Annotated in this window: 14 protein-coding genes; 11 read left to right on the plus strand and 3 right to left on the minus strand. The window is 71.6% G+C overall.

Annotated elements, in window-relative coordinates:
• Positions 1 to 89: 89 nt before the first annotated feature.
• Positions 90 to 1064, plus strand: a complete 975-nt coding sequence (locus ACIRVK_RS00840; protein WP_404242541.1) for an ABC transporter ATP-binding protein — start codon at positions 90 to 92, stop codon at positions 1062 to 1064.
• A complete protein-coding gene (locus ACIRVK_RS00845) occupies positions 1057 to 2115 on the plus strand; it encodes an ABC transporter ATP-binding protein (protein ID WP_404242543.1) in 1059 nt (352 codons plus the stop codon). Before ACIRVK_RS00840 ends, ACIRVK_RS00845 begins: the two co-directional genes overlap by 8 nt.
• A 128-nt stretch (positions 2116 to 2243) precedes the next feature.
• On the opposite strand, the gene ACIRVK_RS00850 is transcribed toward ACIRVK_RS00845, so the two are convergent.
• Positions 2244 to 4358 carry a prolyl oligopeptidase family serine peptidase gene (locus ACIRVK_RS00850; protein ID WP_404242545.1) on the minus strand — a complete coding sequence of 705 codons (2115 nt, stop codon included), beginning with the start codon at positions 4356 to 4358 and terminating at the stop codon, positions 2244 to 2246.
• A 186-nt stretch (positions 4359 to 4544) separates the two neighbouring features.
• Here ACIRVK_RS00850 and ACIRVK_RS00855 point away from each other — a divergent pair, with 186 nt between their 5' ends.
• The 8 genes from ACIRVK_RS00855 to ACIRVK_RS00890 all read left to right on the plus strand — a co-directional run bounded on the left by ACIRVK_RS00855 (position 4545) and on the right by ACIRVK_RS00890 (position 12224).
• On the plus strand, positions 4545 to 4739 hold the full coding sequence (locus ACIRVK_RS00855; protein ID WP_404242547.1) for a hypothetical protein: 195 nt from the start codon (positions 4545 to 4547) through the stop codon (positions 4737 to 4739).
• A gap of 45 nt (positions 4740 to 4784) precedes the next feature.
• A complete protein-coding gene (mshB, locus tag ACIRVK_RS00860; protein ID WP_404242549.1) occupies positions 4785 to 5672 on the plus strand; it encodes an N-acetyl-1-D-myo-inositol-2-amino-2-deoxy-alpha-D-glucopyranoside deacetylase in 888 nt (295 codons plus the stop codon).
• Entirely contained in the window at positions 5669 to 6079 is a 411-nt protein-coding gene (locus tag ACIRVK_RS00865; protein WP_404242551.1) for a DUF6113 family protein, read from the plus strand. Before mshB ends, ACIRVK_RS00865 begins: the two co-directional genes overlap by 4 nt.
• A 154-nt stretch (positions 6080 to 6233) precedes the next feature.
• Complete coding sequence (locus tag ACIRVK_RS00870; RefSeq protein WP_404242553.1) at positions 6234 to 8612, plus strand: hypothetical protein; 2379 nt, start codon at positions 6234 to 6236, stop codon at positions 8610 to 8612.
• 141 nt (positions 8613 to 8753) lie between these two features.
• Positions 8754 to 9680, plus strand: coding sequence for an ABC transporter ATP-binding protein (locus ACIRVK_RS00875; protein ID WP_404242555.1), 927 nt, complete (start codon positions 8754 to 8756; stop codon positions 9678 to 9680).
• Complete coding sequence (locus ACIRVK_RS00880; protein WP_404242556.1) at positions 9677 to 10417, plus strand: ABC transporter permease; 741 nt, start codon at positions 9677 to 9679, stop codon at positions 10415 to 10417. The genes ACIRVK_RS00875 and ACIRVK_RS00880 overlap by 4 nt, the downstream gene beginning before the upstream one ends.
• A 5-nt stretch (positions 10418 to 10422) precedes the next feature.
• Entirely contained in the window at positions 10423 to 11613 is a 1191-nt protein-coding gene (locus tag ACIRVK_RS00885; protein WP_404243124.1) for a sensor histidine kinase, read from the plus strand.
• Entirely contained in the window at positions 11610 to 12224 is a 615-nt protein-coding gene (locus tag ACIRVK_RS00890) for a response regulator transcription factor (RefSeq protein WP_404242558.1), read from the plus strand. The genes ACIRVK_RS00885 and ACIRVK_RS00890 overlap by 4 nt, the downstream gene beginning before the upstream one ends.
• Before the next feature lie 3 nt (positions 12225 to 12227).
• Here ACIRVK_RS00890 and ACIRVK_RS00895 read toward each other — a convergent pair whose 3' ends face one another.
• Together ACIRVK_RS00895 and ACIRVK_RS00900 are read right to left on the minus strand one after the other, a co-directional pair.
• Positions 12228 to 13079 (minus strand): tetratricopeptide repeat protein, encoded by an 852-nt coding sequence (locus ACIRVK_RS00895; protein ID WP_404242560.1) that lies wholly within the window; start codon positions 13077 to 13079, stop codon positions 12228 to 12230.
• Between the two features lie 30 nt (positions 13080 to 13109).
• Positions 13110 to 14153, minus strand: a complete 1044-nt coding sequence (locus ACIRVK_RS00900) for a GNAT family N-acetyltransferase (RefSeq protein WP_404242562.1) — start codon at positions 14151 to 14153, stop codon at positions 13110 to 13112.
• Between the two features lie 140 nt (positions 14154 to 14293).
• Between ACIRVK_RS00900 and fdxA the strand changes: the two genes are divergently transcribed.
• Positions 14294 to 14611, plus strand: a complete 318-nt coding sequence (gene fdxA, locus ACIRVK_RS00905; protein WP_004926152.1) for a ferredoxin — start codon at positions 14294 to 14296, stop codon at positions 14609 to 14611.
• Positions 14612 to 14639 lie beyond the last annotated feature (28 nt).

A 14639-nucleotide genomic window follows, 5' to 3' on the forward strand; every position in this document is an offset into this window, starting at 1 on the left:
GCGGGTGGGCCGTCGCCTGCGGGTTCGCGGGGTCTGCGGCCCTGCGTCGGTCGGTGGGACGCCCTCGGTCCGATGTGGAGGTGATGGCGTTGTTGCTCGAAGTGCGTGATCTGCACGTGGAGTTCCGGATGAGGGACGGGGTCGCCAAAGCCGTCAACGGGGTGCACTTCGGCGTGGACGCGGGGGAGACGCTCGCCGTGCTCGGGGAATCCGGGTCGGGGAAGTCGGTGACGGCGCAGGCCGTGATGGGCATCCTCGACGTCCCGCCCGGGCGGATCACCGGCGGCGAGATCCTGTTCCAGGGGCGGGACCTGCTGAAGCTCAGGGAGGAGGAGCGGCGGAAGGTACGCGGCGCCGAGATGGCGATGATCTTCCAGGATGCCCTGTCCTCCCTGAACCCCGTGCTGTCCGTGGGCGACCAGCTCGGCGAGATGTTCGTCGTGCACCGCGGGATGTCGCGCAGGGATGCGCGGGCGAAGGCGGTCGAGCTGATGGACCGTGTGCGGATCCCGGCCGCCGCGGCCCGCATCAAGGACTACCCGCACCAGTTCTCCGGCGGTATGCGCCAACGCATCATGATCGCGATGGCGCTGGCTCTGGAGCCGGCCCTGATCATCGCCGACGAACCGACCACCGCGCTGGACGTCACCGTCCAGGCCCAGGTCATGGACCTGCTCGCCGAGCTGCGGCGCGAGTACAACATGGGGCTCATCCTCATCACCCACGACCTCGGTGTCGTCGCGGACGTCGCGGACAAGATCGCCGTGATGTACGCGGGCCGGATCGTCGAGTCGGCGCCGGTGCACGACATCTACAAGGCGCCCGCGCACCCCTACACACGAGGCCTCCTCGACTCCATCCCCCGTCTCGACCAGAAGGGCCAGGAGCTGTACGCGATCAAGGGGTTGCCGCCGAACCTGATGAACATCCCTCCCGGCTGCGCGTTCAACCCCCGGTGCCCCATGGCCCAGGACGTGTGCCGGACGGACGTACCGCCCCTGTACGAGGTTGATCAACAGCGGGGCAGTGCCTGTCACTTCTGGAGGGAGTGCCTCAATGGTTGACCAGGTTGAGCCCATCCTGGAAGTGAGTGGACTGGTCAAGCACTATCTCTTGACCCAGGGCATCCTGTTCAAGAAGCAGGTCGGTGCCGTCAAGGCCGTCGACGGTGTGGACTTCACGCTCAACAGGGGAGAGACCCTCGGCATCGTCGGGGAATCGGGCTGTGGCAAGTCGACAGTTGCCAAGATGCTCGTCCATCTTGAGCGGCCGACTCAAGGGTTGATCAAGTACAAGGGCGAGGACATCGCCAAACTGTCCGGCAAGGCCCTCAGATCCGTCCGCCGCAACATCCAGATGGTCTTCCAGGACCCGTACACCTCCCTCAACCCCCGTATGACGGTGGGCGACATCATCGGGGAGCCGTACGAGATCCACCCCGAGGTGGCTCCCAAGGGCGACCGCCGCAAGAAGGTCCAGGAGCTGCTGGACGTCGTCGGCCTCAACCCCGAGTACATCAACCGCTATCCGCACCAGTTCTCCGGCGGCCAACGCCAACGCATCGGCATCGCCCGGGGGTTGGCGCTGCGCCCGGAGATCATCGTCGCCGACGAGCCGGTCTCCGCCCTCGACGTGTCCGTGCAGGCCCAGGTGATCAACCTGATGGACCGGCTGCAGAGCGACTTCGGGCTGAGCTACGTCTTCATCGCGCACGACCTGTCCATCGTGCGGCACATCTCGGACCGGGTCGGGGTGATGTACCTCGGGCGGATCGTCGAGGTCGGCCGGGACGAGGAGATCTACGACCACCCCACCCACCCCTACACCCAGGCCCTGTTGTCCGCCGTCCCCGTCCCCGACCCGGAGGTCCGTGCACACCGGGAGCGGATCATCCTCTCCGGCGACGTGCCGTCCCCGACCAACATCCCCTCCGGCTGCCGCTTCCGCACCCGCTGCTGGAAGGCACGGGAGCGCTGCGCGCTGGAGGGGCCGCTGCTCGCGGTGCCGGCCGAGTTCCGCATGACAGGCGGCCCGGCAGCCCACGCCTCCGCCTGCCACTTCGCGGAAGAGAAGCACGTGGTGCCCGCGGAGGGGAAAAGCAACGGACCGGGGTGACATGGCGCACCCCGGTCCGTTTACGGCACCCGCACGGCCGTACGCTGTTCAGCCTCGCGTGTCCGTATATCGGGACCGCTTCCGTGAAGTTGCCTGCTTGTAAACGCGGTTCGTGGCTGTTTGCGGCGTTATGTCAGCGAACGCCGGAGGAAGTCCAGTTGGAGCCGGAGCAGGTTCTCCGCGACCTCCTCCTGCGGGGTCATGTGCGTGACGCCGGACAGCGGCAGCACCTCGTGCGGCCGGCCGGCCGCCAGCAGGGCCGAGGACAGGCGCAGGGAGTGGGCGACCACCACGTTGTCGTCGGCGAAACCGTGGATGATCATCATCGGGCGGTGCGGTTCGGCCGCGTCGACCAGACCGGCGTCGTCGATCAGCGAGTTACGCCGGTAGACCTCCGGCTGCTCCTGCGGGTGGCCGATGTAGCGCTCCTGGTAGTGGGTGTCGTACAGGCGCAGGTCGGTGACCGGTGCGCCCACCACTGCCGCGTGGAAGACGTCCGGGCGGCGCAGCACCGCGAGCGCGGCGAGGTAACCGCCGAAGGACCAGCCGCGGATCGCGACCCGGGAGAGGTCGAGCGGGTAGTCGCGGGCGAGCGCCTGGAGCGCGTCCACCTGGTCCTCGAGCACCACCGACGCCAACTCGTCCCGCACCGCCTTCTCCCAGGCGGGGGAGCGGCCCGGGGTGCCCCGGCCGTCGGCGACGACGACCGCGAAGCCCTGGTCGGCGAACCACTGCGAGGTGAGGTGGGGGTTGTGCGCGGCGACCACGCGCTGCCCGTGCGGGCCGCCGTAGGGGTCCATGAGGACCGGGAGGGGAGCGTCGCCGTGGTAGTCCCGTGGCATAAGCACGGCGCACGGGATGCGCCGTGCGCCCCCCTGTGTGAGCGTCACGCGCGGGGACATACCGGGATCTTCGGCGTACGAGGCGATGGTCGCCGTCGGCTTGCCGTCGCGCAGCACCTGGACGCGGGCGCCCGGTCGGTCCGGCGTGGCGGACACCAGCACGGTCACGTCCCCGGCGCGCGTCGCGGAGTGCACGCCGGGCTCCTGCGAGACCCGCTCGAGGCCGAGTTCGCTGACCCGGCAGACGTGCACCTCGCCGGTCTCCGGGTGCTCGGCCTCCTCGCCCGCCGAGGCCGCGACCAGCACGTCCTCGTCCGAGACGTCCAGCACGGCACGGACGTGCAACTGCGGTCCGGTGAGCGGCCGTTCCCCCACCGCGAGGACCCGCGCGCCGCCCTCGTCCGCGATCCGCACGAGCCGCCCCGAGGGGCTCCAGCAGGGCACCCCAGGGAAAAGATCAAGCCAAACTGGATCTTCGTCCGCGTGCACCAGCCGGGTCGCCCCGGTCTCCGGCTCCACCGCCAGGTACAGCTGACTGCGCTGGTCGCGCGCCTGGACGAGCAGCAGCGGCGCACCCGCCCCTGACCAGTGCACATGCGCCAGATACGGATAGCGCGCCCAGTCCCAGACAACCTCCGTGCGCGAGCCGTCCAGGCCGATCACGAACAGCCGCACGTCCGCGTTGTCCGTGCCCGCCGCCGGATACGGGACGTGCTGTGGATCACGTTCCGGATGGGCGGGATCGGAGATCCACCAGCGCCGTACCGGCGTGTCGTCCACGCGCGCGACCAGCAGCCGGTCCGATTCCGGCGACCACCAGAAGCCGCGCGAGCGCTGCATCTCCTCGGCCGCGATGAACTCGGCCAGACCGTAGGTGACGTTCTCCGACTCCGGCTCGGCGAGGGACCGTTCCCCCTCGCCCTCGGCGCCCACCACCCGCAGGGCGCCCTGTGCGACGTACGCGACGTGCCGGCCGTCGGGGGCGGGGCGCGGGTCGATCACCGGCCCGGGGACCGGGAGTTCGCGGGCCGTGCCGGCCCGCAGCTCGGCCGTGAAAAGCCGCCCTGACAAGGCGAAAGCCGCCAACTCCACGTCCCTGTCGGTGGCGTAGCCGACAATGCCGGCACCGCCCTCGCGGCTGCGCTCCCGGCGCGCCCGCTCCTCGGGCGGAAGGTCCTCCTCGGTGCCGCCGAGCAGGGCGCGGGGGTCGGCCGCCACGCGCTCCCGGCCGCCGTCCACATCGAGGACCCAGAGCGAATTCGCCCTGTCCGTACCGGAGGTGGAACGCAGGAACACGACACGGGCGCCGTCGGGCGCCACGGTGAACGCGCGCGGCGCGCCGAGCGTGAAACGCTGGGTGCGGGCGTGCCTACGGGGGAAGGAGTCGGACGTCGTCGTCATGCCATGACCATATTGGCCATGCGCCCCCTTGTGCGGCCGTGCGCCGATCGATGCGCAGGTCCGGATAGTTATGATCACTAGCGCACAGTGGGTATGAACCTGCTGGTCCTGGTGGATTTATCTGCCGGGATTCGTTGCCCCCTGGTCCGACCCCCGCGTTCTTGGGATCTTTGGAGGTGAGCCGCCGTGGCACTCTCGATTTCGGCGGTGGTGCTGCTGGCGATCGTCGTCTTCCTCCTGGTCAGGAAGTCCGGACTGAAGGGTGGGCACGCGGCCGTCTGCATCCTTCTGGGGTTCTACCTCGCCTCCTCGACCGTCGCGCCCACGATCCACTCCCTGACGACGAACATCGCCAGCATGATCGGCAACATCAAGTTCTGACCGGGGCTCCGTCGTCCTGTCAGTGGCGCCTCGTAGGGTGGACCCATGACGGAACCACCCCGGCGTCTGCTGCTGGTGCACGCGCACCCGGACGACGAGTCGATCAACAACGGCGCGACCATGGCCCGGTACGCGGCCGAGGGTGCCCGGGTGACGCTCGTCACCTGCACGCTCGGTGAGCGCGGCGAGGTCATCCCGCCGCAGCTCGCGCACCTCACCGGCGCGGCCCTCGGGCAGCACCGCCTGGCCGAGCTCACCGCCGCCATGCGCGAGCTCGGCGTCGAGGACTTCCGTCTGCTCGGCGGCCCGGGCCGCTACGCCGACTCCGGGATGATGGGCCTGCCCGACAACGAGGACCCCGCCTGCTTCTGGCAGGCCGACGTGGACGAGGCGGCCGCCCGCCTGGTCGAGGTGATCCTGGAGGTGCGCCCCCAGGTCCTCGTCACCTACGACGACCACGGCGGCTACGGCCACCCGGACCACATCCAGGCCCACCGCGTCGCCATGCGCGCCGCCGAGCTGGCCGCGGAGCAGGGGTGGGAGATCCCCAAGGTGTACTGGAACCGGATGCCCCGGTCGGTCGCCGAGGGCGCCTTCGCTCACCTCGCCGAGGAACTGCCCGGCCTCCCCTTCTCCAAGGCCGCCGCCGTCGACGACGTCCCGGGCGTGGTCGACGACGACCGGATCACCGCCGAGATCGACGGCGGGGCGTACGCGGATGCGAAGGCCGCCGCCATGCGCGCCCACACGACCCAGATCGAGGTCGCACAGCCGTACTTCGCGCTCTCCAACGAACTCGCACAACCCCTGTTCACCACCGAGTACTACGAGTTGGTGCGCGGCGAGAGGGCAGGAGGCGTGCGGGAGACGGATCTGTTCGCCGGGCTCGGCGTCGGGATCGGCGACGGTGCGGGACATGGGGAGGCGTCATGAACGAGCGGGGTTCGATGCTCGCGCAACCGCTGCAGCGGCCCCCCGCGGGGCGGGTGTTGCTGTTCCTCGGGCTGTTCGTGCTGGGCGGGGTCGTCGGCGTGGCCGGCGCGCTGGTGCAGGCGGGCTGGTTCCCCGGCGGACTGCTGCTCGCGCTCGCCGGTGAGGCCGGACTGCTGCTCGGCGGCGCACGGGCCACCGACGGCCGGGGCGGGGCCGTCGCGCCCGCGGCCGGCTGGATGATCGCGGTCATCCTGCTCACCGCCAGCAGACCCGAGGGGGACTTCCTCTTCGGCGCGGGAGGGGGCTCCTACCTCTTCCTCCTGGGCGGCATGGCCGTGGCTGTGATCTGCGCCACCCTTGGACTGGGGCGGCAACCGATGGGCCGTGACGTCCGACTTGGGAAGTGACGTACCACTTCGCCATTAACCGCACGTGCGAGTCCCGTGTGGGTTTCCCCGACGGTCGTGGGATAAGCGCCAGAAGTGGCCAGTATGGTGGTGCGCGCCGCCGAGCTGCCCGTGAGGTGTTGTCGGGCGGCGGAGCCAACCGGGAGAACCTGCCTTGAGTCGTGAAACTGACACTCCGTCCTCCGGACCCAACGGGCGCGGCGGAGCCGCGTACCCGTCGGGCACGCCGCCGTACGGCACGCCCACGGCTTCCGACGCCCATACGGACGCGGGCCGTTCGGCCGAGCGGCCGGAGGAACGCAAGACCGAGACGACGCTGACGACCCGGATCCGGATCAACATCCCCGGATCGCGGCCCATTCCGCCGGTCGTCGTCCGCACGCCCGTGGCGGGCGGCGAGAACTCCGAGGAGACCGGCGAGAGCGAGCTCCCGGCCGCGGCCGCGGCCTCCGTGGAGCCCGCCGCCGATCCGGCGCAGCAGGGCGACGAGAAGGCGAGCGACTGGTTCGCGCCCCGCAAGGCCGGCCCCGCCAAGGGCGGTCCTGGCGGCGGTGCCACCAACGGTGCCGGTCTGCCGGGCGGTTCGGCCGCGGGCGCGGCACCCGGCGGGGCGCGTCCGGGTGCCGGGCGTCCCGGTGGCGTGGTCGGCTCCATGAGCGTGCCCGGCGGTTCCCGGACCGCACCCCGGCCCGGTGGGACGAACGGCGCCGGGCTCCCCGGCGCGACCGGCGGCCCGGTGGCCCCCGGGCACGGTGGCGGCACCGGTTCCTTCGACGTCACCGAGGCCCTGGCGGCAGGCCCCCTCGGCAACGGCAGCCGCCCCGGCACCGGCGAGCCCCGCCGCGACGACCTGCCGTACTTCTCGGAGAACGACCGCCTCACCCAGAACGGCCGGGCCGACGACACTCAGGGCGGCACGCAGAACGGATTCGGCGGCCACAACGGCTACGGCGGTCCAGATGGCCAGAACGGCTACGCGCCCCCGGCCGACAACGGCTACGCGCCCCCGGCCGACAACGGCTTCGCCGCGCCGGGCGGCGCGAACGGCTTCGGCGGTCCCGGTGACGCGAGCGGCTTCAACGGCCCGGGCGGACGCGGCGGTCAGGGCGGCCCCCAGGGCCCGGCCGGCCCCACCGGCGGCCCGGTCACCGGCGACAGCCCCCTCGCCCCGCCCGTCGGGCCCGGCGGTGACGCCTACGGCCCCGGCGGCGAGCCGTTCGGCACGCCACGTCCCGGAAGCGACACCTTCGGCCCCGGCGCCGTCCGCAACGCCGCCCCCGGCGCGCTCGGCAGGGCTCCCGGCGCGGCGCCCCCCGGCGCGGGTCTCGGACCCGGCGGCGGACTGAGCGACGACACCGCCATCCTCACGCCGCAGAAGCCGGCGCCCGAACCGGGCGGCAAGGGCTACCCGGCGCCGGACAACGTCTCCGGGCACACCGTCACCAGCGGCATGCCGGTCGTGCCGTCCGGCGCGAAATCGCCGTTCCGCCCAGGCGGCAAGACCGACGGCCCGCTGCCGCACACGCCCCCGAAGCTGCCCGAGCCGGTCGCGCAGAACGTGCCGGCGGCGTCCGCGCCCAAGAAGCAGAAGAAGGGCCGCAGCAAACTGGTGCTGCTCGGCGGTCTCGTGGTCGTCGCCGGTGTCGGCGTCTACGGCGCCGGCCTGCTGATGAACCACTCCGACGTGCCCAAGGGCACCACGGTGCTCGGCCTCGACATCGGCGGCGGCACCCGCGACGACGCCGTCAAGAAGCTGGACGCGGCCTTCGGCAGCCGCGTGAACAAGCCGCTGAAGCTGTCGGTCGGCGGTTCCACCGTCCTGCTCAAGCCGGACCAGGCGGGCCTCCAGTTCGACGAGCAGGCCACGGTCTCGGCCGCCGCGAAGAGCGACTACAACCCGGTCTCCGTCATCGGCTCCCTGTTCGGGCAGCACCGCGTCATCGACCCGGTCATGCCCGTCGACGAGGAGAAGCTGACCGCGGCCCTGACGGCGGCCGCCGGCGGCTCCGGTTCGAAGACCGAGGGCACGATCGAGTTCAAGTCCGGCAAGGCCGTCGCCGTCTACGGCAAGGCGGGCAAGGGCATCGACGCCGCCAAGTCGTCGAAGGCGGTCGAGGAGGCGTACCGCAACCAGGTCGAGACGGACACCGGCACCCCGGTCGCGGTCGTCACCACCACCCAGCAGCCGACGGTCTCGAACGCCGAGGTCGACCGCGAGATGAAGGCCTTCGCGGAGCCGGCCATGTCGGGGTTCGTCACGGTCAAGACGGACACCGGGAAGTTCGTGCAGTTCAGCCCGCAGAAGTCGCTGTGGAAGTTCCTCAGGGTCAAGGCGGTCGACGGCAAGCTCACCGACGCCCCCGACCTGAACGTGCTCAAGGGGCTCTACGGCAACGTCTTCGACGGCGTCCTGATCACCCGCGGCACCGGCCAGAAGACGGCCGTCACCCCGCAGGACGTGTACGTGGCCCTGCGCCAGGCGCTGGTGAGCAAGACCAACCGGGTGGGGATCATCCAGACGAACCCCCGCTGACGTCAGCCGCACACGAGGGCATCCGGCAGCCGCCGGGTGCCCTCGCGTCGTACCGTCACCCCGGTGCCATGACATCTGTCATCCATCACAAAGGACCGCCGACACTGCAGGATTCGCGCTGCCGAGGCCACGATGGGTCACATGACGACGACAGCGACGACCACCGGCAGCCCGGTGGTCGGGTTCGACCAGGTGAGCAAGACCTACGGGAGCGTACGGGCCCTCGACGGGCTGACTCTCGCCCTGCACCCCGGCCAGACCGTGGCCCTGCTGGGCCCCAACGGAGCCGGCAAGTCGACCACCCTCGACCTGCTGCTGGGCCTGCGCAACCCCGACAGCGGCACGGTCCGGGTCTTCGGCACCACGCCCCGCGGGGCCATCGTCGCCGGACGGGTGGGCGCGATGCTGCAGAGCGGCGGCCTGATGGACGAGGTGACGGTCGCCGAACTGGTCCGGCTCGCCTGTGACCTGCACCCGAAGCCGTACAAGGTCGGCGACGTCCTCGCCCGCGCCGGGATCGCGCAGATCGCCGACCGCAAGGTCAACAAGCTCTCCGGCGGCCAGTCCCAGCGTGTGCGCTTCGCCCTCGCCACGGCCGGCGACAGCGACCTGATCGTGCTGGACGAGCCGACCACCGGCATGGACGTCTCCGCCCGCCAGGCCTTCTGGGCCACCATGCGCGAGCAGGCGGACCAGGGGCGGACCGTGCTGTTCGCCACCCACTACCTCGAGGAGGCGGACGCGATCGCCGACCGCGTGCTCGTCCTGCACCGGGGACGGCTGCTGGCCGACGGCACGGCGGCCGAGATCAAGGCGAAGGCCGGGGCACGCCGGGTGTCGTTCGACCTGGAGGGCCCGATCGACGAGAAGCCGATCCGGGCGCTGCCGTTCCTGACGTCCGTCGACATCTCGGGCCAGACCGTCCGTATCCAGTCCACCGACGCCGACGCGACCGTGCACGCCCTCTACGTCCTCGGTGTCTACCCCCGCAACCTCGAGGTCTCCGGACTCGGGCTCGAGCAGGCCTTCGTCGCCATCACCACCGCCGAGGAGGCGAAGCAGTCGTGAACAGCCTGATCAAGCTGGAGCTCATGCGCGCCCTGCGCAACCGCAGGTTCCTGTTCTTCTCGGTGATCTATCCGTCGATCATCTTCCTGCTCGTCTCGAACCAGAACGGCACCAACGGCAAGGTCGACGGCACCGGCCTGACCGTGGCCGCGTACGTGATGGTCTCCATGGCCTCCTTCGGGGCCCTGACCGCCGTCCTGATGGGCAACAGCGAGCGCATCGTCAAGGAGAGGGAGGGCGGCTGGGTACGGCAACTGCGGCTGACCACCCTGCCCGGGCGCGGCTACGTCCTCGCCAAGACCGCCAGTGCGGCCGTGGTCAGCCTGCCGTCCATCGTGGTCGTCTTCCTGGTCGCCGCCCTGGTGAAGGACGTACGGCTGGACGCCTGGCAGTGGTTCGCCCTCACCGGCGCGATCTGGGCCGGCAGCCTCGTCTTCGCCGCGCTCGGCGTCGCCATCGGCTACCTCGCCTCCGGGGACGCGGTCCGCCCCATCACGATGATCATCTACTTCGGTCTGTCGATCCTGGGCGGCCTGTGGTTCCCGTCCTCCAGCTTCCCGACCTGGCTGCAGAACATCGCCAAGTGGCTGCCCACCCACGCGTACGCTGCGCTGGGGCGGTCGATCGAGCAGAGCCAGGCCCCGCACACCCAGGACATCGCCATCCTCGTCGCCTTCTTCCTGATCTTCGCGGGCGGAGCGGCCTGGCTGTACCGGAAGGACACGCTGAAGGCGTGAGCACGATGACGGACGACGGGCTGCCCGAGGAAGTCCGGGCGGAGAACGCGATCCGGGTGGGCCAGCCGCCCCGCACCATGGGCGAGGCGACTCGCAAGATCGTCTGGATCATCCCCTGGCTGATCTTCCTCGGGGCGCCGGTGCAGGACCTGACCTCCGGCCACCACACGAGCGCCGCGACCGTGGCCGGCTGGGCCGCCCTGGCGGCGTTCACCGGGGTCTATCTGACGCTGGTCTTCCGCAACATGGGCCGGCCCTTCGGCGGCCGGACCGTCGTCCTGCTGGTGGCGCTGCTCGGCGCGCTCGCCGTCGCCCTGTGCCTGACCCTCGGCGGCGCGTGGATCGGCCTGTTCGTGTACGTCTCCGTCACCTGCGGGGCCGTCCTGCCGCAGCAACCGGCGTACTGGGCGATCGGGCTGAACTCCCTCGCGATGCTCCTGATGATCCTGTACACCGGGTCGGGGGACTGGAGTCTGCTCCTGGTGGTGGTGCTCCTCGGGTTCGCGATGACGGGCGTCAAGCAACTGGTCCGTACGACGGTGGAGTTGCGCAAGGCCCGCGCCACCGTCGCCCAACTCGCCGCCAACGAGGAGCGGTTGCGGCTCGCCCGGGACCTGCACGACCTGCTCGGCCACTCGCTGTCGCTGATCACCCTGAAGAGCGAGCTGGCCGGCCGTATGCTTCCCGACCACCCCGACAAGGCGGCCCAGCAGGTCGCCGACATCGAACAGGTCAGCCGGCAGGCCCTGGTCGACGTCCGCGAGGCGGTCACCGGCTACCGGCGCCCCCGGCTGAGCGCCGAACTCGCGGGCGCCCAGGTCGCCTTGACGGCGGCCCAGGTCATCGCCGAGGTGCCCGCCGACCCCGACCTCGCCGGCGTCCCCGAGGAGAGCGAGTCCGCGCTGGCCTGGGCGCTGCGCGAGGCCGTCACCAACGTGGTGCGGCACAGCGGCGCCACGCGGTGCACGGTGGAGGTGCTGCACCGCCAGACCCTCGACGGGCGGGTCCTGGAACTCTCCGTCGAGGACAACGGCTCGGGCGGCCCGGCCAAGGGCCCCGGCAACGGCCTGACCGGCCTGACCGAGCGGCTGGAGAAGGCCGGCGGCACCCTGGAGGCGGCCGGTACGAAGCACGGTTTCCGGTTGGTCGCCCGCGTCCCGGCGAACGGCCCGGCGGCCGTAGGATCCGGGGCATGAGCCCTACGATCAAGGTGCTGCTCGCCGAGGACCAGTCCATGGTCCGCGAGGCGCTGGCCGCGCTCCTCGGCCTCGAGGACGACATCGAGGTCGTCGCCCAGGTGGCGCGGGGTGACGAGGTGCTCGCCGCGGTCCGCGAGCACGGCGTGGACGTGGCCCTCCTCGACATCGAGATGCCGGGCTGCACGGGCATCGAGGCGGCGGCCCAGGTCCACAAGGCCCTGCCCGCCGTGAAGCTCGTCGTCCTCACCACCTTCGGCCGCCCCGGCTACCTGCGCAGCGCCATGGAGGCCGGCGCCGACGCCTTCCTCGTCAAGGACGCCCCGGCGGCGCAACTCGCCCAGGCGGTACGCAAGGTGCTGGCCGGCGAACGGGTCATCGACCCCACCCTCGCGGCAGCGGCCCTGGCGGAGGGCGCCAACCCCCTCACCGACCGGGAACGGGAGGTCCTGCGCGCGGCGGCCGACGGTTCGACGAACGCGGAACTGGCGGCGGCCCTGCACCTGTCCCAGGGGACGGTACGCAACTACCTCTCGACGGCGATCCAGAAACTGGCGGTCCGCAACCGGGCGGAGGCGGTACGGATCGCCCGGGAAAAGGGCTGGCTGTGAAGGTCAGTTGAGCATCGCCCGCGCGGAGTGGGCCTGTCGCCGCACCCGTTGCGCCGCCGGCTCGTCCACGGCCGCCACGACCTCGGCGTAGGCCTCGAGTTCGGTCGCCCCGGCGATGAATTCCCCGCGCTGGACCAGCAGTTGCGCCCGCTCGTAGCGCAGTCGCGCCGGGTGCGCGGGCAGCAGCAGGGACAGCTCCACCGCCCACAGCGCCACGTCCGACCGCTCGGGCCGTGCGGCCGCCCAGGCGCGGATGTTGTTGAGGATCCGCAGCACCACGTCCAGCGGATCGGCCGGCGTCAGCATCGACGGATGCAGCGCGGCGCCCGTGGCCCCGGCGACCAGCAGCTCCGCGTCGCCCCCGCCGAGCACCCGCCCCCCGTCGAACGGATCGGCGAGCACCTGCTGTTCCTGCGGCCCGAACCCGACCACGAAGTGCCCCGGCAGCGCGACCCCGTACACCGGCGCGCCCGCCCGCCGGGCGACCTCCATCCACACCACCGACAGCAGGATCGGCAGGCCACGGCGCCGGCGCAGCACCTGGTGCAGCAGGGACGACTCGAGGCGCTGGTAGTCGGCGGGGGAGCCGCGATAGCCCTCCCGGGCGCCCAGCAGGTGGTGCAGCGCCGTGGCCCAGGACATCGGCCCGCCCGGCCGGAACGGCAGCCGCCCCGCCAGCTCGTCCAGTTCCATCTGCGCCGCGTCCAGGCCGGCCTCGTCCAGCTCCCCGTCCGCCTGCGCGGCCACCAGCAGGCACAGCAGGGACAGGTCGGGCCGCTCGGCGCGCGCCTCCTCGGCGAACCTCCGCCGCAGTTCGGCGGAGCGCTCGGGGGGCGGGGGATTCGGGGAACGCATAGCTGGCTCGTGCCCTCTCACGGCGATCGGTTACCGGCCGCCGCCGGACGTGTCCGGCTCCCGGTAGTGGTGGTACGCGTGGTGCGCGGTGAAACCCAGCCGGGCGTACAGCGCCCGCGCCCCCGCGTTGTCCGTCTCGACCTGCAGCCACGCGGCCGAGGCGCCCTCGTCCAGCGCCCGCCGGGCCAGCGCCGCCATCACGGTCGTCGCAAGTCCCCGCCGCCGCATCTCCGGAGCCACCTCGACGGCCGCGAAGGAGGCCCACCGTCCGTCCACGACACACCGGCCGATCGCAGCCGGAGCCTCCGCCCCCGGCACGATCGCGAACCACACCGACGGCCCTCCCCCACTCTCGGCTTCGCTCGAGCGGGGGGACCCCCACCCAAGCACCTTCAGCGCCACCTCGCTCACCCCCTTGCGCTGGTAGCGCGCGAGCCACGCCTCGTCGGCCACCCGGGACAACACCACCCCGGCCCCCTCGTCCCGGTCCGCGACCGGCGCCAGCTCCCCGACCCACACCTCGGCCGTCACCTCACGCACCCACCCGCGCCGCTCCAGCTCCGCGCACAGCAGTTCCTGTGTGCCCTCGGCGCCGGTCGCGGCCTGGATGTACGCGGGCAGCCCGCGCTCGCCGTACCACCGCCGTACGGCCGTCAGCGCCTCGTCGAGCGGCACGCCCGGGTCGCCGACGGCCAGCACCGAGTTCGCCCGCCGGGTGAACCCGGACGCGGCGCGCAACTCCCACTCCCCGAGATGCCCGCTCTCCACCGGACGCCACGCCCGGGAGGCGACACGCGCGAGTTCCTCGAACGAGGCGGCGGGCCCCCGGCGCCGGGCCGGCGCGGCGGGCACCACCTTGCCCGCGACCAGCGCCGATTCCGGGATGCGGACGCTCTCGCCGCTCTTCCGTGTGATCAGCAGCACACCGTCGTCCCATGATGTGAGAACACCCACCGTGTCGGTGAACTTCTCGGGCGACACCGCAGCATCGTTCAGGCATCGCACGGAGACCCGTTTACCCACGTCAGCAGTGGTGATACGGACCTCGAGTCGGCCGGCGGCAGAGATTTCCACAGGTCAGTTCACCCCTCCTGTTCGGATCACACCCAGGAACGGAGATACTAGGGGCGGGCATCGACGACGCCGCGCTCCCGCGCGCCAGGCGGCGGAGCCTGTGGAGGCCCGCCAGCGCCCTATCGAGGAGGAACGACAGCGTGACCTACGTCATCGCGCAGCCTTGTGTCGACGTCAAGGACAAGGCGTGCATCGAGGAGTGCCCGGTCGACTGCATCTACGAGGGCCAGCGGTCCTTGTACATCCACCCGGACGAATGCGTCGACTGTGGGGCCTGCGAGCCGGTCTGCCCGGTCGAGGCCATCTTCTACGAGGACGACACTCCGGAGGAGTGGAAGGACTACTACAAGGCGAACGTCGAGTTCTTCGACGAGCTCGGTTCCCCGGGCGGCGCGAGCAAGCTGGGCCTGATCGAGCGGGACCACCCCTTCATCGCCGCGCTGCCGCCGCAGGCCTGACGGCCCGCGCGCCCGCAGCCGTGCCGCC

Source organism: Streptomyces sp. NPDC101152 (assembly GCF_044768275.1).
Lineage (GTDB): Bacteria > Actinomycetota > Actinomycetes > Streptomycetales > Streptomycetaceae > Streptomyces.